The sequence below is a fragment of the Ruegeria sp. D6 genome (assembly GCF_056534365.1).
On sequence record NZ_JBQFPH010000001.1, the window covers coordinates 376260 to 394366 of the forward strand.

Genomic DNA, 18107 nt, shown 5'->3' on the forward strand with positions numbered 1-18107 from the left:
TAGATGGCTTGGACGTGCGTGACGAAACTAAACAGACGCTCCCATGTTAAGGCAGTCAGTTTGAAGAGGCTGTTAAGAACCAACATTTGACCAAACAATACGGCAATTCGTTGGTTTAGAACCTTATGGAAGCCGTGAGTTCTCCGACAACACTGGATCCACCACCAAAGGTTGATTGAAACTCGCCGCTGAAGCCTATCGATCGGTTTCCATCTGCAGAGGTATGTTCAAGCGTAAAGCCAAGAAATCCTGCAGCTGCATCTTCTGTTGAAGCTACGAAAGAAAAGGGCGTCGCTGCTACGATTGCGTCCACATCGTCGGATCCTGCATCAAAAGTTGCATCTACTCCAACGGCCCAGTTCAGGTAGGTACTCGATCCATTTGCGGCCTCGTAGCGGCGGGGCAAGTTCAATTGCGCCCGCGTGTTGAACAGCGAAACGTTCCGATCTTCGACAGTCAGCGGATACGCGGTTCCTGCTTCGGTATATTCATCAAGTTTCAGAAAGACATAGCTTGCGCGTGCACTGAAGAAGGCAGGAATTGGCAAGGCGTTGATGGGTGCCGAGATCGAGAGCGATGGCGAAACGAACGTGCCGTCAAAATCGCCTTTCGCTTCGCCGCCATCAACGTTTCGGGTCGCTTCATTGTCGGTTACGCCAGCAAGAAGCGCTGCGTTGAGGCTGTATCGTCCGTAGTCCCTTTCGAGGTAAACGCCACCAAAATATGACGTGATATCGGTATCTCCTGCGTCTTGATCCAGCGAGATATGGCTGTCGTCATATCCGACAAGAACACCAAAATCGCTGTTATCGATGAATTCATTCGTCTCGGCACCAACTACGAAACCGTACATACGATGGCTGAATCCAAGATTTGAACCGTCTTCTTCAACATCGCGATCTCCTCCGAAGGCCGAACCCCAGACATATGGGCCGTTATCCTGTTCAACATACCCGAAAGGACCCAGGTTTCTGCTAACCTGGCCACCGGACGAGCCGGACGCATAGGGGCTGGCGGTGTCAATCGTATTGAACACCGCGTCGGTGAGATCGCTGATAAAGGTACCTTGGGCCGCGAATCCCGTCGTATCCACCGAAACCGCAGTGAGGCCATTGTTGGCCACAACGCCGGCCCCTTCAAAATTGACGACTTCGGGGGCGGACGCGAGGTCATTATCGTCACCCGATGCATCAGCAAAATTTACAATCGAATTCATCCCGCGCGCAAAGTTCAACGTGTCAATGTCATTCGGGTTCGTGCCCCCCATGCCATCGTTGCCATTGCCGAAATCGACCGATCCGTTCAGAATCGAGCCGGGCTCGAGATTCAACGTGTCGTTCCCGTCGCCGCCATATACGATGGAAAAGCCTTCTCGACCGGTGATGCGGGCGGAGTTTGTGATTATTGCAGCGGCGTTGTTGTCGCGATCTTCGATCTCGATACCGTATTCGAACGCATCAATATTTCCGGTGTTCACAATGGTGATTGAACCGGCTCCGTCCACGTCCACTTCGATCCCGTTATTGTCCAGCGAACGCAACGCCCCGCTATTGGTCACACGGGCATCGCCGTCACCGTTTAGTTCGATATCGATCGCGTCGGAATCGGCGGTGAGCTGGGCAGAGTTCACAATGCTGACATCGCCGCTTCCCTCGACATCCACTTCGATCGCATCGTCTTCGCGAGAGGTTATCCGCCCCGAGTTTCTAATGAAGACATCGCCATCTCCGAAGATTTCGGCGTCAATTCCCTCGTCGTTTCTGGCGATTATGGATGCAGCGTTTGTAATGCTTATGTTGCCGTTCTCGGTTACATGGGCGAAGATTCCGTCGACTTCGGCATCGATGGTACCGGATGCCGAAATAGTAACATCGCCGTTTCCGTCTATTTCAGCGTTAATGCCATCAATATTGTCCGCCGCAATTTCACCCGACGCTTCAACCGAGATGTTTCCGTCGCCAGCAACAAAGCTGCGGATCCCGTGTTCGCTTGCTTCGATATCACCGTTCATCGTGATCGAGATATCGCCGTCACCATCAACTTCGGCTTCGATGCCGTCATCCGAACCGGCGCGGATATCACCTGTGACCTGAATGTTGATATCACCGGAATCCTCGGCATCAGCGTCAATGCCGATCGCATCGCCAGTGATATTGCCCACCACAGTGACGTCAATCACGCCTCCGGGGCTGCCGGTTTCCACATCAATTGCATCGCTATCGAGGGATTGGACGTCGCCCGTCACATTGACGGTCACATTCCCGTCCTCCGCGTCAGCAAAGATCGCATGTTCTTCTTCAGCAGAAATGTTGCCGTTGGAATTGACCGTTACGTTGCCTGTTCCATTTGCTACGCCGTAAATCCCGTATTCTCTGCCAGTAATATCCCCGATGCTGTCGACGACGACATCACCAGCGCCATTCACCGTGGCGTTGATACCGTCGCCCGCTGCTGCGCCGCTGACATCGCCCCGGTTCGAAATTGTAATGTCGCCATCATTGGTCAGAAGCGCGCGGATGCCGTCCCTTGCGGACGAAATATTGCCCGACGAAGTGACGCTGATATCTCCGTTTCCGCCTCGTTGGCGGACAAAGATACCATCGGCGTTGTTTCCTTCTGTCGTGATATTTCCGGTCGAGCGGATCGTGATGTTGCCATCACCGTCGTCTTGCCGTGCAAAGATCCCGCGGGCGTTATTTCCAGAAGTCGAGAGGTTGCCCTCGGATTCAACTGTGATATCCCCATCGCCGCCATTTTGACGCGCCAAGACGGCGTTCGCGTTGTTTCCTTCTGTTGTGATGTTTCCGGTTGATTGGATCGCGACATCGCCATCGTCATCGCTTTGCTGTCCAAGTATACCGCCAGAGTTGTTTCCAGCCGTCGAGATATTGCCATTCGACACCACCGAGACATCCCCTTCGCCGCCACTCTGAAGAGCGGTGATGCCTGTTGATCGATTTCGAATTGTGCTGATATCGCCCGCTGAGTTGACCGATACCGTGCCGTCTCCACCGTCCTGATTGGCGTAGATTCCGTCTGAACGGCTGCCCGATGTGCTTATACGACCCGCTGAAACCACTGACACATCGCCATCACCACCTTGTTGAGTAGCGCCGATACCGGCGCTTCTGCTGGGTCCGGATGTCGTGATATTGCCGGTCGAGTTAACCGAAATGGCACCGTCACCCTCAAGATCGGATCGAATGCCAAAGGATCGACGTCCGTCGGTTGCAATTTCGCCCGTCGATGTGATCGAAACATCCCCGTCGCCGTCCGCATCCACAACAATCCCATCCGCGCCGTTCCCCGTCGTGACAATGCCGTCGGTTCCATTCGTCTGGATGTTAAGGGTTACGTTACCTGTTGGTGTGCTGAAAGCCACTCCGTCTGTTCCACCGCCTGGTGTAATTCCCGGAGCAGTCACGTTATTGATATTGAGCGTTTCGATTGCCGGCCCGTTTGCCTGAACACCCGTTGAAACATCTCCCGTACAGGTGGCGAGGTCACCCGCAACACTGCACGGACCGTTTGATGGGGGAACAACCGTTTGCGCGATCGAAGGAGTTGCCACTCCAATCGATGCACCCAAACCTATCGCACCGGCAGCAACTGGAGCAGCGAAAGCGCGATATGCAGCGGATTTTCCTTGATGGTATTTGCTCGTCTGCGCTTTGGAAAGTGCCGCTGTACGACGGCGCGCTTTGCGGTTCAAACCGCTTACTCGTAACATCTTGTTCACCCCTTAAGAGTGGTCTGGAAACCACCGCAACTTTTTTGCGCGAAAACCTCCGCGTATTTGTTAGCAGCAAAAAAAAGATGGCTTTTTGATGTTCCGATTAACGATATATTAACGAATTTCTGACTGGTCTTTTGTATGATGCAATTTGATCACATGCATGCTCTGAAAAAACCGGCCAGCGGCAGCTCCCTACTTGGATCCGACGGAATGATAGAATTATTCAAATAACCTCCATCTGTCTGCATGAATGCCAAACGGGTTTAGAACTCGTGCCCACTCGAATTTCTGCTGAGCGCTCTTAGCGCAGAACTTCGGATACACGTCGAATGTCTGCAACGGGCCGTCAGCGCTTTCCATCAGGACATAAAGTCGTGTCGCCTGCTAGGTGATCCAGAAGCGCGCGCACCCGAGTTGTAATGCGCCTGTTCTGTGGAAATAATGCAGCGACGACATATGGCGACACCCGGTTCTCCGGAAACAGCTCGACCAGATCGCCGGACCGTAAGGCATCTGCGACTGTATATGCCGGGCACCGTGCGATGGCGGCGCCTTGTTCAGCAAGGCGAGCCGACGCAGCGGGAGCATTCATTCGGAAGCGTCCAGTCACTTGGACAGCCTCTTCTTGGCCGCCGAAGTCGAACCTCCACACTGTAGGCTCTGTCATATTGCCATCGAGAATGCACTCATGTTTGGCCAGTGCCCGGGGATGGTCCGGGCGCCCTGCGCGTTCCAAATAGGTGGGTGAGGCACAGACAACCAAGGGCATGCGGCCCAATTGCCGAACCTTGAGCGAGCTGTCCCGCATTGGGCCAATCCTGACAGCAAGGTCGAGGCCTTCTTCAACAATCGACGCTCTGCGATCAGAAAACTTCAGATCGAGCTCTACATGGGGGTGTTTCTCAGCGAATTTGGCGAGCGAAGGTACCAACCGCAATGCGCCAAACCCCGTTGGCGCCGAGATATGGATCACACCGCGAAGGGACGCCTGCTCATTTCTGACCCTGTCTTCGAGTTCGTCGAATCCGTCGAGAAGCGGCTCGCACAACATCAGGTATGTTGCACCCGCATCTGTCAACGACACGCTGCGGGTCGTGCGATTGAGCAGCTGTACACCAAGCGCGTTTTCCAGATCAGCGACGTACTTACTGACCAAACGCGCAGACCGCCCCATGCGCTGCGCAGCGACGGTGAACGACGTGTTCTTTGCAACCAGCGCAAAGGCCCGCATGCGGTCTATCTTGTCCATCTCATTGCGCCTTCTGAGGGCTTAAAGTTCGTCAAATATAGGAGATTATCATCAAGAAGCGCAATGTGTATTGCTTGTTCAACACCTGCAACCAACCGGAGAAACCCATGTCCAACGCTGTTCGTATTCACCATTTCGCCAAATCTGGCCATGCACACCGCGCTTTGGTCTTTGCGAAACTTGCCGGGATTGCACATGAGGTTGTTCCCGTCGATCTGGCAGCTGGCGCGCATAAGTCGCCTGAATTTCTTGCCATGAACCCAAATGGGCAAGTGCCCGTTCTTGAGGATGGCGAGGTTGTTGTGTCCGACTCGAACGCGATTCTTGTCTATCTTGCGCGGACATATGCGCCTGATTGGATACCAAGTGATGCGGTCGGAGAAGCAAACGTGCAGCGTTGGCTCACTTTAGCGGCTGGAGAGATTGCGTTTGGTTCTTGCGCTGCGCGGTTGATCACCGTCTTTGGCGCGCCGCTGGACCCGAACTTTGCAGCCGCGACTGCCGAAAAAGCGATGCAGAAACTGGAGCATGGGCTCACGGGCCGCGACTGGCTCGTCGGCGAGCAACCCACGATCGCTGATGTGGCTAACTACTCCTATACGGCACACGCGCCGGAGGGGAATGTCTCTCTCGAGCCATACCCGAATGTCCGTGCCTGGCTCGCTCGGTTTGAGGCCTTGCCCGGTTTTGAAGCGATGCCGGCGACGGCTGTTGGTCTTGTTGCAGAGTGAAAGGGCAAACCCATGACGACCGAAGCCCAACGGCATCCTTTGCCACCGTTCTCAAAAGAAACCGCCATTCAAAAGGTGCGCCTGGCTGAGGACGGCTGGAACGGCCGGGATCCGGCCAAGGTCGCGCTGGCCTACACGCCGGACAGCAAGTGGCGCAACCGGATCGAGTTTCCCCAAGGGCGCGATCAGATTGAGGAGTTCTTGACCCGGAAATGGGCCAAGGAACTGGACTACCGTCTGATCAAAGAGCTTTGGGCACATGACGGCAATCGCATCGCGGTCCGCTACGCCTATGAGTACCACGATGACGGCGGAAACTGGTTCCGGGCCTATGGCAATGAAAATTGGGAGTTCGACAAGGATGGCTACATGGAACGCCGGTTTGCCAGCATCAATGAACACCCCATCCAAGAGGCGGACAGAAAGTTCCGCTGGCCGCCGGGGCGCCGTCCGGATGACCACCCCGGTCTGAGCGATCTCGGGCTCTAGCGTGGCTCTGGTGAAAGGATCAAGCGATGGCACAGATACATAAATCGCACAGAGGTGAGTTGATGCTGCAAGAGCGGCGTCACACTCCCAAAGAGGTGAGCGATGCGATTCCGCACTACATCGAAAGCGATATGCCGAAACAGCATGCGGATTTCTTTGCGGGTCTGTCCTATTTGCCGCTCGCAACGCTTGATCGTAATGGGCGTCCGTGGGTCAGCCTTCTGGTTACACAATCAGACAGCGACCCTTCTGTTGGCATTCAGGTTGCGGGCCAGAACACCACGCATGTGGTCGCGGAAACCAATCCGCATGATCCCTTTGTGCGTGCTGTGAGCCAGGATCCCGCATCGGGCCTTGAAGCTCGGCTCTTTGCCGGGGTTGGGATCGATTTCGGTAACCGCCGACGAAACAAAATTGCGGGCTCCATACGTACCGCAGATGTCGAGGGCGAGGAGAAGATCAGGTTACAACTGTTGTCCGATCAGCACTTGGGGAACTGTCCAAAGTACATTACAGTCCGTTCCTTAGGGCACACGCGACGCAACCCTGAAATTATCCATGACAGCTTCGATGTGCACTCATCTGTGCTGTCGAATGAGGCCAAATCCGTCGTGGCGCGCGCCAGCACCTTGTTCTTGGCGACAAAACATACAAGCGATGCCACCACTGCAGGCGCTCAGACCGATATGGGCGTCAATCATCGCGGCGGCGCGCCCGGCTTTACCCGGCTCTACGAGGAGAACGACGGGGCGCGGGTTACGACCTATTTGGTTCTGCCCGATCATTCTGGCAATCGCTTCTACCAGTCGCTGGGCAATATCGAAACGGACCCGAAGGTTGGGCTGGTCTTTCCAGACTTTGAAACCGGTGAGATCCTCTACATTACGGGGGATGCTGAAAATCTGCTTGGGGATGACGCAGATGCGCTGATGCCGCGCGTGAGCCTGCTGACACGTATCAAGGTAACGGGCGCGGTTTTTGTGCGTGGAGGCCTAAACCTCAAGCAGGCATCAAAAGAGCAACTCTCCCCCTACAATCCGCCGGTCAAATATTTGCGCGCAGAGTTGGAGAAGATGGGACATGCAATCAAGGCGCACGACGCCGCTATCCCGTTGACCGCCAAGCTTATCGCTACAAAACCCCTGTCCAGCACAATCAGTACCTTCGAATTCGAGTTGTCTGAGGCAATCAATGCCCCATTGCCCGGTGGCTTTGGCGTCTTTGACTTCTCCGACCTGGTGGACGCCGGATACAGCCACATGAACGAGACAAACCCTCAGCTTGTGAACGAGGACTACGTCCGCACATGGACGCTTTCCGGAGCGCCAAAGTTTGACGAAGAGAACAACGCGTTTCGCACGACCAATCGGATCAGTGTTACGGTCAAACGCAAACCAGGCGGTCTGATGTCCAACCTCTTGCACAACAACGCGGAGAAGCTGATCACGTACAATCTTCCAGTTAAATTCAAAGGCACCGGAGCGGGCTTTTCCTGTTTTTCCGAAGTGGCTGAGGGCAGCCCCCCAAAGTTCCCAGCAAAGATGCTTTGGATCGCGGGTGGCGTTGGCATCACCCCGTTCATGGTGATGTGGGACGGAGTCAAACAAGTGGTAGAGACTTACCCGCAGGACCAGCCCATCGATATCGTGTTTCTGTTTTCCGGTCGGGACGATGACATTGCAGTTCTGCAGCACTTTGCGAAAAAAAACAGCTCTGTTTCGGACCAGGTGACACTACGTATTGTCGCGTTTCAAAGCGCAGGCGAAAACGCATTGGCTGCGAAATCCGCACGCGATGATCTGAACGCGACTTTCACCGACCAGCTGCTGAAGATTGAGGAGCGACGCATGCAAAGCGAAGACGTTCAATCGGTCGCGCATCTCGGAATGCGAGATGTGTACATGTGCGGTCCTGAAGCTATGATGACCAGTACGGAGGCGGCGCTCAACGGGCTGGGCGTTGAGGAAGCAAGGCGCCACCGCGAGACATTTGTGTTTTGATAGGGAGACAAAAAGCCTGCCCATGACGTCTCCGGGCAGCATAATCAACTCTATGATTAGGTGTTGGAAAGGTTTTCACCAAGTCGAAACGATACCGGTTTCCTCAGTGCTATCCCGGATCGATGACCGCTATGTGGGCTGCACTCGCGGAAACTGATCGCTCCGCGCAAGGCCCGGTTTGAGCCGTTGGATGTATCGTGGAGAACGGGGAAGGCGCTTGCGCTGCGTCTGCACCGAAGTCTGCAACGAGCCTGAAGCCGACCTGTTTAGACTCAAAGCAAATACGCTTTTCGCAAGACGTGTCTATTTTCGACTAAACAGCGCCTTGTGACTGATGTTGCAGCTTGCGGACTTTCCCTGGAGGCATGTTAAAAACCCGTTTGAATGCTTTGTTAAAAGAAGGTTCAGATAGGTACCCTATCTCAGCCACGATTTGCGAGATTGGTTGATCGGTAGCAATTAATCGTTCCCGCGCCAGATGCATCCGCCAGGTCGCAAGGTATTGTATTGCCGGCACACCGACGAGTTCGGTAAACCGTGCGGAAAACGCCGATCTGGACATACCTGCAACCTGCGCAAGAGACTCGACTGTCCAGTTTGCTGCAGGTGCGCGATGAATGGAAACAATGGTGCGGCCAATCTGTTGGTCTCTGGCGGCTTTCAGCCAACCTCGATTGGCGTCGGGCGCACTGTTCAACCATCGGCGAATAGCCTCGATGACAACCACATCGGCCAAGCGTGTAATCACTGTTTCGCCGCCCGGTCGTAATTCACGCGCCTCTCTTGCAATGAATTGCAAAGTTGCTTGTAGCCAGCTCCCTGCATCCTCTTCCCACGGATCGATTTTGAGTACGTCGGGAAGCAAGGCCATCAACATGCCGCTGGCCGCGTGATCTATCCTGACGAGCCCGTACATGATTCCGGTCTCGGCTCCACCGCCGCCGTGCTCTAGCGTTTCGTAGAGCTCGGTCACCTTGCGTATGGGCAGTTCTTCCAGTTTCAAAAGTGGGGTGTCTTTTGAGCTGGAGAACCCAACTGGCGCGCCATTTGTCATCAGAACCAAGTCGCCTTTCTCGACTTCAAACGGCACATCTTCTCCGACCCTCATAAAGCAACGCCCGTGCGTAATGACCGCAAAGCTCAGTATTTCGGGGAAACCCGGTATAGAAACGCCCCAAGGCGCAGACATGCGCGACTGGCAATAGAATGTACCCGTCAGTTTCAGAAGATGAAGAATTTCCCCGAGCGGATCACCGATTGGCTGCGCCAGTGCATGGGGGTCGGGAATATGGGGGTTGATCTGGCTCACTGCACCAGACTGTTCGATATCTCCCCAATTGTCCACAGTATTTGGATGAATGGATAAAAAGTCAGGACAATGCAGACTTCTTCGTCCTTCGTGCTTACCTATTTTGGGGTCATTGACTGATTTTACGGAGATGACCGATGACACAGCAAACCATTCTCGTACTTGGCGCAACAGGTAAAACCGGATCACGTATCGTGACGCGCCTTGAAGACAGCGGCCATGCAGTTCGGCGTGGATCGCGGAATAGCAAAACCCCATTTGATTGGGAAAAACCGCAGACATGGCCTGCAATCCTGGACGGTGTTTCTGCCGCCTATATTTCCTATTTTCCTGACATCGCCTTTCCGGGCGCGGTCGAGCAAGTTGCGGCCTTTTCGGCATTGGCTCGAGAAAAAGGACTGCAGCGACTTGTGCTGTTAACAGGTCGCGGAGAATTTCATGCCGAACGTGCCGAAGGGGTTGTTCGGAACTCCGGTGTGCCCTTTACGATCGTCCGTGCGGCGTGGTTTGCGCAAAACTACTCTGAAGGTGCATTGCTGGAGCCGGTAATGGCCGGTGTGTTGCCCATGCCCGCAGGTGACGTGCGTGAACCGATTATCGACGTGGACGACATTGCCGACGTTGCCGTCGCCGCCTTGACCGAGGAAGGACACACTGGCGAGCTTTATGAAGTTACAGGGCCGCGTCTCATGACATTTGCCGAAATGGCTGCCGAGCTTTCGCGCGCAATGGGTAGAACCGTGCAATATGTGCCGATTTCGTTTGAAGACTTCCATGCGGAAATCATCAACGCGAGCGGAGAGATGATTGCTGACGTGATTACTGACATAGCGAGGGAAACGCTTGATGGTCGCAATGCGAACACTGCGGACGGTGTTCAACGTGCCTTGGGGAGAGCTCCGCGCGATTTCTCTGATTTTGCTGATGAAGCCGCAAAGTCTGGCGCTTGGACACAAGCTGCATGAGTCGGTCTGACGACAAAGGAACACAATCATGACGTTTGACGTAAAACGCAGGCTTGTCCTGGGGTTGGCGGGTCTTGTTGCAGCCACCCTGGGGCTGATCATCACGCTGGCCCCACTGGCCTTTTACTCCAGCTACGGCATTGATATTTCGCCGCAGCCGAACTTGATGAGCGAATTGCGCGCACCTGCTGCCAATCTGGCTGCACTTGGCCTGATCATCCTGTCGGGAGCGCTATACCAAAAGATGGCCCAGACATCAGCTTGGCTTGGAGCCACTGTGTTCTTCGCCTTTGCCGCGGGGCGCGTGGTCAGCATTATGCTTGATGGACGACCATCGGACAGCATCCTTTCTGCTCTTGGGATAGAGATGGTACTTGGACTGCTGTGTTTGTGGGCCGCGAGCAAAGGGCGGCTAACGAAAGCTGGCATGCACCTCATGTCGTCGCGTAAACTTCGGATTTGAGACACAGTGAAAGCTGCCTGAGTGCATTTGGCCATTCACCGATACAGAGTGGGTGGCCAAAATATCTGAGTGACTCCGCGAAATACTGAATGGCTGGCGCTACCGATTGTGAGTTATGACATTAAAACCTTCTTCGGGTGATGGTGCCTCGAAATACCTCGCCAAACGCCAATATTGATCTTCCGTTGCTGCAAAGGCATGCGCACCTTCACTGTTGCGCTTGTGCAGCCGGCGCAGACAAACCTCATCCGGCAAGTCCAAAAAGTGAAGCTGGTGCGTCGCAGCAGTTTCTTCCAGCAGCTTGCGCATCCAGGCTCTGTTTTCAATTGTGTTCGCCGGAAAGTCGAGAATGACAGAAACCCCGGCCTTCAGCAACGATGCGATGTGCCGCCCCATGACCGGCCGCAATTTCAAAGCGCAATTTACATAATCCTGCAGGGAGTTCATCTGGTCGCCGAATAGGACGCTAAGCCATTCATCTTCTGAAATGAGCACCGCCCCGCCGCTATTCGCAAGTTTCGCCGCCAGACTTGATTTTCCTGAGGCGACTTTACCACAAAGCAAGTGAAGCGTTGGTTGGACCTGTGACATAGGGTGAACTCCCGGACTACCTAATGGCCCCTGTGCTCAGTTGATCTGCAAGTTGATCAAACACCAACCTGATCCTTCGCGCAGTATGTAATTCCGAGTGCGTCGCCAGCCAAATCGGGAACTTAAACGGCTCTCGGTCGGGTAGCACGCGCTCCACACCTGGTGTCAAGGCAGCCACGTCATCCGACATTACACTGATGCCAAACCCTTGGCGCACCAGCTCCCAGGATACAATTCCGCTTTGCGAGCCAATCCGGAAACTCTTTCGAGTGACCTTAACGCCCGCCGGATCGAGAAAACCGATCATCGTGTCAATGTCGCCAAACCCCACAAAATCCAACTTCGCGAGCTCGTTTTCATTTTTCGGCCTTCCCAACTGATCAAGGTACGCAGGTGCTGCGTAAAAATGTGCCGTCGCCTCGGCAACAAGCTTTGCGGTCAGATCTGGTTGCGTCGGGCGTACATGTCGGATGGCGATATCAGCCTCACGTCTCTGTATGTCTCGTAAGTCATTGGCAGCAACGACGTCGATCTCAAGACGCGGTGCTGCAAGTCGGATCTTTTTCAGTATAGGCGGCAGCTGATAGGCAGACATCACATCTGACGCGGTGATCCTGACTTGCCCTTCGACAGTTTGCGACTGGCTTGTAGCAGTAAGGGAGATCCTGTGCGCGACATCCGCCATTTCTCTGACATGCAACAAAAGCTCGGCGCCAGCGGTCGTTAGACTAAGCGATTTACCAACTCTTTCAAACAGGGTGATCCCAAGCGCCAATTCCAGCGCCGCAACCTGACGACCGACAGTAGGTTGAGTTTGCTCGAGAACGCGCGCCGCTGCGGAAAACGAGCCTTCTTCAGCCGTCGCAAGAAAGGTCCGTACCTGATTCCAGTCGAAATTGATGGCATTCCAGTTCATGCATTTATGCATAACACTTCTGCGAATTATGGCAATTTAGTAAATGTGTGTATGGATGTATGGGATGCGACAGCAAACTTGAAAGAGAGTAATAAAATGGCTGCTTTGTCCAAAGATGCCGCGTTCTGGAGCAGAATCTCGCGAAAGTATGCGGCGGACCCAATCCGGAACATGGAAGGGTATCTGAACACACTCGAACGTACGAAGTCGCACCTAAAAGCAGAAGACAGTGTACTGGAAATCGGTTGCGGGACGGGTTCAACCGCGCTGTTGCTTGCACCGCATGTCAACCATATCACCGCCTCGGATCTCGCTCCGGGCATGATCGAGATTGCCAACGAGAAGCGTGCTAAAGAAGGATTGGAGAATGTCACTTTCAAGGTGGCCGAAGTTCTCGAGCACGATCCTGTTGAAGGTGGTTACGATGCGGTTCTGGCGCATAACCTGCTTCATCTCCTGCCTGATTTGGATCAAGCGCTAGAGCATATTGCCAAATTGACAAAATCCGGTGGGGTTTTCATATCCAAAACGGTGTGTGCGCCTGAGAATGGTGGGTTCAAGTATGCGATGATCAGTCGTCTCGCGATCCCTATCATGCAGTTTTTTGGGAAAGCCCCGTTTGTGAATTTCGTTTCTATGTCGATGCTTGATAGGAAAATTGAGCGTGCAGGCTTTGAAATCCTGTATACTTCCGATCAAGCCTCGATGCTCCAGAGTCGTTATGTTGTTGCGCAAAAACCTTGAAGCTCTAGTTCATTCAGCTTTGCAAGTGGAAACGCTATCTGTGTCACATCACCAGTAACAGTAAATTCCTGAATGAATGGACTGCATTCAGGTTTGTTTCCACCTTTAGAAAGCTATTGCGATTGGCGGCGTTGCCCGAAAACCATGAGTTAATAAGAACCAGATGTTGCGGCCGCGGCGAAAGTAAGGTCTGTCGGGCCGCAATTCAGCGTTGAGAACTGTTTGCCAATAGAAGGTCTGAGCCGTCCACACGAACGGCCCAAGTGTTTAGATTTCGATAGCTTCTGCAATGGCAAATCACTTAGTGATGGTCCAAAGCACCATTTGATCGGTTTTTCCGCGGGCATTGTAGGCGGGAAGTTGGGATAGCATTTTGTTAACTTCATCGGACAGTTGTTCCCTGACAGCATCCGAGATCACCACTTCTACTCCGAAGTCTCTGGCAGCACTTTCTATCCGGGCGACGGTGTTCATTGTGTCGCCCAGCAAGGCTAAACGAGTGAGTGCTTTTTCATGAATCTGTGCGAAATTGTTGGGTTCGACGGTGAGTCTGTCGGGCGACCGGATCGAAGGCCCTGCGTTGGATCAGGCAAAGCTCCCACCGCGGGGTGTTGTCATTGGATTGTCGGACGCCGCTATTGCCTGCAGGCACCTTTTCTCGAATTGGTCTGGCTTATACCCCAGACCAATTCGAGAAACGGCGACATTTGGATGATGCTGAATGGTCTATCACAGAGTGAAATGACGTGACGCGTGCAATGGTTTTCATGGCGCTGGTCGCGAAAAGCTTTACGACATTGCCGACAGAAACCGATCCGAAAAGGATCAGGGATTGTACGCATGATCGACGCGTGCTGGTGTTCCTCGACATCGCAAAAAGCGGACGTCGCCGTTGATGCAGCATGGAAACCTGTGGCAATTGCAGCAAGGCTGCCGCATTCCGAGCAGACTTACACGAGTAAGGTTTTAGCGTAGGAACTGCTCAATCACGGCTGCTTGTTGCTTTTTTCCATCCGGGTCTGCTTCGGTTTTCAGGCGAGTAAACGCCTCACCCCAGTTTGAAGTGCGAACGCGGATCGGCGGGTCAGAGGCTTCAACCACGCCCATGACAACTGATGCCACTTGTTCCGAAGTTTGATAGATATCGCTGCCATCCATTCGCGCCTGAGCGCCGCCGATATACTTCTGGAGAATAGGTAGATACTCATCCTCAAGCATCCCGCCCGTGGCCTCGACATGTTTAAGCACATTGGTCGCAAACTCGGATTGAATACCGCCCGGTTCGACTGTCGAGAAATGGATACCGAAATTGGGCGTGACATAGCTGGCCAGAGCCTCAGTGTATCCCTCAACGGCGAACTTTGCGGCGCAGTAGATCTCATTGAACGGCTGACCCACAAGGCCGCCTACGGATGAGATTGTGATGACGTGGCCCGAGCGTGCTGCGCGCATGTGTGGCATCACCGCTTTTGTGCAGCGCACGACTCCCATGAAATTCACATCCATGACCCAGGCGACGTCTTCTTCGCTGGCTTGTTCGGTTGTGCGAACAAATCCAGCACCCGCATTGTTGATCAGCTTATCGATCCGCCCCTCGTTCGCGATGATCTGATCGACTGCGGCGTTTACGCTGGCGCTGTCTTGCACGTCCAGCTCAAGCACGTTGAAATTGACGCCAGCGTCAGAGGCGGCCGCATCCAAGATGCCGCGCTTGGCGAGGTTTCGCATAGTAGCGTAGACAGTATGGCCCGCATGGGCCGCTTGTACGGCGATTTGAACACCAAGGCCGGTTGACGTGCCGGTGATCAGAATGACTTTGGGCATAATGGAAGCTCCGAATATCAAATGAATTGCTTGCGGCAACGATCCGATGTGTCGGGGCGAAGGTCAACAGCGGGACTTTAAAACGCCCAAAGCCTCATCGAAGGTATTCACATTCTCTTCTGCGCGCGCGGTCAGATGCGCGCCTTCCAAAAGGGCCAGTATCGCGCGGGACTCCGAGATCGGATCGGTGATACCGGTGATTGATTTGTCCTCTTGGCCAAGCTTCAGGATCTCTTCGATTTGGGTAACCATCATGGCGCGGAATTTTCTGATCTTTTGGATCACGTCATCCGAAAGGCTTTCACGGCTGCTGATGAGCGACACGCAGAGACACAAGGTTTTCCCGTCATTGAGTGCATCCCGGTAGAGGTCGATCAGGGCCAGCATTTGCTCGGCCCCGGTTTTGTGTTCTACCCGGATGCGGTTGCACTCTGCCTGCAGGGTCTCATGATAGCGACCCATGAGTGCCGCCGACAGCGCCGCTTTGGTCGGGAAATGGTAATGGATCGACGCCTTGCGAATGCCCACTGCCTCGGCCAGATCGGCATAGCTGAACCCGTCAAATCCGCGCGCCCGTGCGGCGTGTTCGGCAACATCCAGAAGGGCAGTCTTGGTATCACTCGTCATACGTGCTCAAACCTTTTCCGTCATGATCAGGGCCAGCGCGTTTTCCGCAGCCTCCAGGGCGCCTTCGATATAGCCCCTGAACTGTGGTGCAACTTCGGTTCCGCCAAAGATTAGTCGGCCATCCCACAGACGGGTCATCGCATGGGGCAGCCCGTATTGCGGATGAGCGTATAACGGCTGTTGATCCGCTTCGATAGAGGTGAACGGGTCAAAGGCCCAATCTTTAACAAAGAGTGTCTTTGGCTCCGCAGCTTCGGCGCCGAACAGCCTGGACAGTTGCTCTTTGAGCAACTGCCGCAGCCGTTCTTCGTTACTGCGGGTGCGCGGGGGTAAGCCGATAAAGCCGAACAACGCGTAAGGTCCGCCCTCGGCAGGGGAGGCGTCGTGTATTTCCACCATCGGCCCCCTGCGGCTCATCGCGTCTCCGGACAGCCCGGCCGTGCGCCAGAACGGGGTATCATAGACAGCGATGACTTTGGCCTGGCCGGCCATCCAAGTCGCGATCCCAGTCATTGCCGCTAAAGCTTCATCTGGTAAAGCAGGTGAGAACGCGATCTTGCTCGCCACGCGAGGAGGGAGGGCCAGTACGACTTCCTGAGCATGGATGACCTGCCCAGTTTGAGCGGTCGCGGTGATCCCAGACGCAGACTTCTCTAACCCGACGATAGGCGCGGATAAGATGAGCCGCTTCGGCGGTATCTCAGCGGCAAGCGCATCAGTGAGGGCGCCCAGACCACCTTTCAAGCGATAAGATCCTTGCATCGAGGCAAACCCGCGATCGCGCTCGACCTGGCCGATCTCGTTTTCAAAGCTGAGAGCGCCTGTTGAATATTGCTCGAACCACTCCAGTCCGAGCCGCTTTATTAACGCTGCAATACGCGGCTGCCCGGGCCAGAACCAGGCGGGACCCATGTCGAAGTACCCACCCTCCAGCCTTTCCGTCAAGATACGTCCGCCCGAACGACCCCGCGCTTCGACCAGCAGGTAGTCATGGTTTCGTGTCTGTAGCTGTCGCGCAAGGCAGAGGCCAGAAAGGCCTGCGCCAATGATCAGAGTTTGCGTCCGCATCGCTCAGAACCCCTCAGATGCCGGGCGCAGGTCCAGCTCATGGGTCCAGGTGGATTGCGGTTGATGGGCTAACTGCCAGTAGGCCTCGGCAATCTCGTCCGGTTTCATCATCTTCGACGGATCCAGCGAGTGCAAATCCCGCGAGCGGTGTGTATCGATGATCCCGTCCAAAACGACGTGCGAGATATGTACGCCAGCCGGTTGATATTCACGTGCCAGCGATTGTGTCAGCCCGCGCAGGGCGAACTTAGCCGACGCAAAGGCGGAAAACCGTGGGCCGCCGCGCAGCGACGCTGTGGCCCCCGAAACGATCAGCGCGCCACTACCGCCGCGCACCATCGGTTGCAGAACACATTGCCCCAGCAGGACCAAAGATTGCACCATTGATGTCCACGTTCTCTGATAGTCCTCCAATGCGGTTTCGGGGAATGGCGCGATCACCAGCTCAGCCGTATTGTGTACCACGATCTTCGGCGGGCCATGCGTAGCGATCAATTCAGAAATCACTGGTGCAACCGCACTCGGATCGGACAGATCGACCTGATGAAACGGCGCGATCGTTTCCTGCGGCTGCGTCCGTCCAAGACCAATGGCCGTCATGCCACCTGCCTGAAACCGCGCGAGAAGGGACTGGCCAAGGCCAGCCCCCGCACCGGCGACAATCGCCAGAGGTTTCTTGCTATTCATGAATTAAACCACCGGTGGCTGTGCAAAGGGCAGGTGGCCAGTCTTCATCCAGACCTTCGCCCCGTCTGGGCCAGCCATAGCCGACAGCGCTTCACCCTCAGGCAGGCGTAGCCAGTCGTTCTTTTTCAGAACGTCTCCGCCTGAGGTCAGCGATCCGCCAATCATTAACAGCTCAATACCACCCGGCGCATTCGAAGTAATCTCGGTGCCTGCATCAACATGGCTGTAAGTGACAACCTCGCGGTCATCCTTGTGCAGGGTCGCAGTGGCGACCCCGTTCACGGGTGCGGCCAGTTCGTCGGCCATGGTTTTGCGGAACTGATTGCGGTCCTCCATGTCGAACTGCCAGAGTTTGACGAAGATCGTGCAGCCGGGTTCTGAGCCGGGCGTATGCTCGGTCGTTGGGGGATTGCGCACATAAGTGCCTTCGGGAAAATCGCCATGCTCATCCTGAAAGACGCCGTCCAAAACTATGAACTCTTCACCACCCGTATGGGTGTGGGCCGAGAATTTGCTGCCTGGTGCATAGCGCACAATGGTGGTGGCGCGGGCGACTTCGCCACCAATTCGGTCCAGCATGCGCCGGTCCACACCCTTCATGGGCGAGGCCTGCCACTCAAGCTGATCAGAGTGAACAACGACACGCGAAGAGAAGTCCGAGTTGAGTTCCATGGGAGGGGTCCTTTCAACTTAAATGGCAGTTCTCGC

17 protein-coding genes are annotated in these 18107 nt (G+C 54.8%); 6 read left to right on the forward strand and 11 right to left on the reverse strand.

Annotation, left to right across the window (positions count from 1 at the left end; genetic code table 11):
* Positions 1-115 precede the first annotated feature (115 nt).
* Entirely contained in the window at positions 116-3730 is a 3615-nt protein-coding gene (locus tag ACR0A1_RS01870; protein ID WP_480866007.1) for an autotransporter domain-containing protein, read from the reverse strand.
* Between the two features lie 352 nt (positions 3731-4082).
* Entirely contained in the window at positions 4083-4985 is a 903-nt protein-coding gene (locus ACR0A1_RS01875) for a LysR family transcriptional regulator (protein WP_170598774.1), read from the reverse strand.
* Between the two features lie 107 nt (positions 4986-5092).
* On the opposite strand from ACR0A1_RS01875, the gene ACR0A1_RS01880 reads away from it, so the two are divergent.
* The 3 genes from ACR0A1_RS01880 to ACR0A1_RS01890 are packed head-to-tail and all read left to right on the forward strand — an operon-like array spanning position 5093 to position 8205.
* A complete protein-coding gene (locus tag ACR0A1_RS01880) occupies positions 5093-5716 on the forward strand; it encodes a glutathione S-transferase family protein (RefSeq protein WP_480866009.1) in 624 nt (207 codons plus the stop codon).
* Positions 5717-5728: 12 nt separating this feature from the next.
* Positions 5729-6205 carry a nuclear transport factor 2 family protein gene (locus tag ACR0A1_RS01885; protein ID WP_170567713.1) on the forward strand — a complete coding sequence of 159 codons (477 nt, stop codon included), beginning with the start codon at positions 5729-5731 and terminating at the stop codon, positions 6203-6205.
* A 26-nt stretch (positions 6206-6231) separates the two neighbouring features.
* Positions 6232-8205, forward strand: coding sequence for a pyridoxamine 5'-phosphate oxidase family protein (locus ACR0A1_RS01890; protein WP_480866012.1), 1974 nt, complete (start codon positions 6232-6234; stop codon positions 8203-8205).
* A 313-nt stretch (positions 8206-8518) separates the two neighbouring features.
* On the opposite strand, the gene ACR0A1_RS01895 is transcribed toward ACR0A1_RS01890, so the two are convergent.
* Positions 8519-9658 (reverse strand): AraC family transcriptional regulator, encoded by a 1140-nt coding sequence (locus tag ACR0A1_RS01895; RefSeq protein WP_480866014.1) that lies wholly within the window; start codon positions 9656-9658, stop codon positions 8519-8521.
* Here ACR0A1_RS01895 and ACR0A1_RS01900 point away from each other — a divergent pair.
* The gene (locus ACR0A1_RS01900; RefSeq protein WP_170424807.1) at positions 9652-10479 is read left to right on the forward strand and encodes an NmrA family NAD(P)-binding protein; all 828 of its coding nucleotides are present in this window, start codon (positions 9652-9654) and stop codon (positions 10477-10479) included. The two genes, ACR0A1_RS01895 and ACR0A1_RS01900, sit on opposite strands and share 7 nt — an antisense overlap.
* Positions 10480-10507: 28 nt before the next feature.
* Positions 10508-10942, forward strand: coding sequence for a DUF4345 domain-containing protein (locus ACR0A1_RS01905; RefSeq protein WP_170399705.1), 435 nt, complete (start codon positions 10508-10510; stop codon positions 10940-10942).
* Between the two features lie 99 nt (positions 10943-11041).
* Here the strand turns inward: ACR0A1_RS01905 and ACR0A1_RS01910 are convergent, their stop codons facing one another.
* On the reverse strand, positions 11042-11533 hold the full coding sequence (locus ACR0A1_RS01910) for a P-loop nucleotide/nucleoside kinase family protein (protein WP_170399709.1): 492 nt from the start codon (positions 11531-11533) through the stop codon (positions 11042-11044).
* Positions 11534-11549: 16 nt separating this feature from the next.
* A complete protein-coding gene (locus ACR0A1_RS01915) occupies positions 11550-12449 on the reverse strand; it encodes a LysR family transcriptional regulator (protein WP_170508695.1) in 900 nt (299 codons plus the stop codon).
* Between the two features lie 51 nt (positions 12450-12500).
* Here ACR0A1_RS01915 and ACR0A1_RS01920 point away from each other — a divergent pair, with 51 nt between their 5' ends.
* A complete protein-coding gene (locus ACR0A1_RS01920; protein WP_480866016.1) occupies positions 12501-13193 on the forward strand; it encodes a class I SAM-dependent methyltransferase in 693 nt (230 codons plus the stop codon).
* 297 nt (positions 13194-13490) lie between these two features.
* Here ACR0A1_RS01920 and ACR0A1_RS01925 read toward each other — a convergent pair whose 3' ends face one another.
* The 6 genes from ACR0A1_RS01925 to ACR0A1_RS01950 all read right to left on the reverse strand — a co-directional run bounded on the left by ACR0A1_RS01925 (position 13491) and on the right by ACR0A1_RS01950 (position 18071).
* Positions 13491-13667 carry a hypothetical protein gene (locus ACR0A1_RS01925; RefSeq protein ID WP_170819487.1) on the reverse strand — a complete coding sequence of 59 codons (177 nt, stop codon included), beginning with the start codon at positions 13665-13667 and terminating at the stop codon, positions 13491-13493.
* A gap of 492 nt (positions 13668-14159) precedes the next feature.
* Positions 14160-15017 carry an SDR family oxidoreductase gene (locus ACR0A1_RS01930; RefSeq protein ID WP_170819486.1) on the reverse strand — a complete coding sequence of 286 codons (858 nt, stop codon included), beginning with the start codon at positions 15015-15017 and terminating at the stop codon, positions 14160-14162.
* Positions 15018-15080: 63 nt separating this feature from the next.
* Positions 15081-15644: a TetR/AcrR family transcriptional regulator gene (locus ACR0A1_RS01935; protein ID WP_480754303.1), complete on the reverse strand. Its 564-nt coding sequence runs from the start codon at positions 15642-15644 to the stop codon at positions 15081-15083.
* A gap of 6 nt (positions 15645-15650) precedes the next feature.
* Entirely contained in the window at positions 15651-16712 is a 1062-nt protein-coding gene (locus ACR0A1_RS01940) for a flavin monoamine oxidase family protein (RefSeq protein WP_480754301.1), read from the reverse strand.
* 3 nt (positions 16713-16715) lie between these two features.
* On the reverse strand, positions 16716-17399 hold the full coding sequence (locus ACR0A1_RS01945; protein ID WP_480866018.1) for an SDR family NAD(P)-dependent oxidoreductase: 684 nt from the start codon (positions 17397-17399) through the stop codon (positions 16716-16718).
* Between the two features lie 3 nt (positions 17400-17402).
* On the reverse strand, positions 17403-18071 hold the full coding sequence (locus tag ACR0A1_RS01950) for a cupin domain-containing protein (protein ID WP_480754297.1): 669 nt from the start codon (positions 18069-18071) through the stop codon (positions 17403-17405).
* Positions 18072-18107: the final 36 nt, after the last annotated feature.

Excerpts from the sequence above, each read along its gene's own strand:
- ACR0A1_RS01880 (WP_480866009.1), top strand. The coding sequence starts at position 5,093 with ATGTCCAACGCTGTTCGTATTCACCATTTCGCCAAATCTGGCCATGCA.
- ACR0A1_RS01945 (WP_480866018.1), bottom strand. The coding sequence starts at position 17,399 with ATGAATAGCAAGAAACCTCTGGCGATTGTCGCCGGTGCGGGGGCTGGC.
- ACR0A1_RS01930 (WP_170819486.1), bottom strand. The coding sequence starts at position 15,017 with ATGCCCAAAGTCATTCTGATCACCGGCACGTCAACCGGCCTTGGTGTT.
- ACR0A1_RS01940 (WP_480754301.1), bottom strand. The coding sequence starts at position 16,712 with ATGCGGACGCAAACTCTGATCATTGGCGCAGGCCTTTCTGGCCTCTGC.
- ACR0A1_RS01885 (WP_170567713.1), top strand. The coding sequence starts at position 5,729 with ATGACGACCGAAGCCCAACGGCATCCTTTGCCACCGTTCTCAAAAGAA.
- ACR0A1_RS01935 (WP_480754303.1), bottom strand. The coding sequence starts at position 15,644 with ATGACGAGTGATACCAAGACTGCCCTTCTGGATGTTGCCGAACACGCC.
- ACR0A1_RS01870 (WP_480866007.1), bottom strand. The coding sequence starts at position 3,730 with ATGTTACGAGTAAGCGGTTTGAACCGCAAAGCGCGCCGTCGTACAGCG.
- ACR0A1_RS01920 (WP_480866016.1), top strand. The coding sequence starts at position 12,501 with ATGGATGTATGGGATGCGACAGCAAACTTGAAAGAGAGTAATAAAATG.
- ACR0A1_RS01900 (WP_170424807.1), top strand. The coding sequence starts at position 9,652 with ATGACACAGCAAACCATTCTCGTACTTGGCGCAACAGGTAAAACCGGA.
- ACR0A1_RS01890 (WP_480866012.1), top strand. The coding sequence starts at position 6,232 with ATGGCACAGATACATAAATCGCACAGAGGTGAGTTGATGCTGCAAGAG.
- ACR0A1_RS01950 (WP_480754297.1), bottom strand. The coding sequence starts at position 18,071 with ATGGAACTCAACTCGGACTTCTCTTCGCGTGTCGTTGTTCACTCTGAT.
- ACR0A1_RS01910 (WP_170399709.1), bottom strand. The coding sequence starts at position 11,533 with ATGTCACAGGTCCAACCAACGCTTCACTTGCTTTGTGGTAAAGTCGCC.
- ACR0A1_RS01925 (WP_170819487.1), bottom strand. The coding sequence starts at position 13,667 with ATGAACACCGTCGCCCGGATAGAAAGTGCTGCCAGAGACTTCGGAGTA.
- ACR0A1_RS01875 (WP_170598774.1), bottom strand. The coding sequence starts at position 4,985 with ATGGACAAGATAGACCGCATGCGGGCCTTTGCGCTGGTTGCAAAGAAC.
- ACR0A1_RS01915 (WP_170508695.1), bottom strand. The coding sequence starts at position 12,449 with ATGAACTGGAATGCCATCAATTTCGACTGGAATCAGGTACGGACCTTT.
- ACR0A1_RS01905 (WP_170399705.1), top strand. The coding sequence starts at position 10,508 with ATGACGTTTGACGTAAAACGCAGGCTTGTCCTGGGGTTGGCGGGTCTT.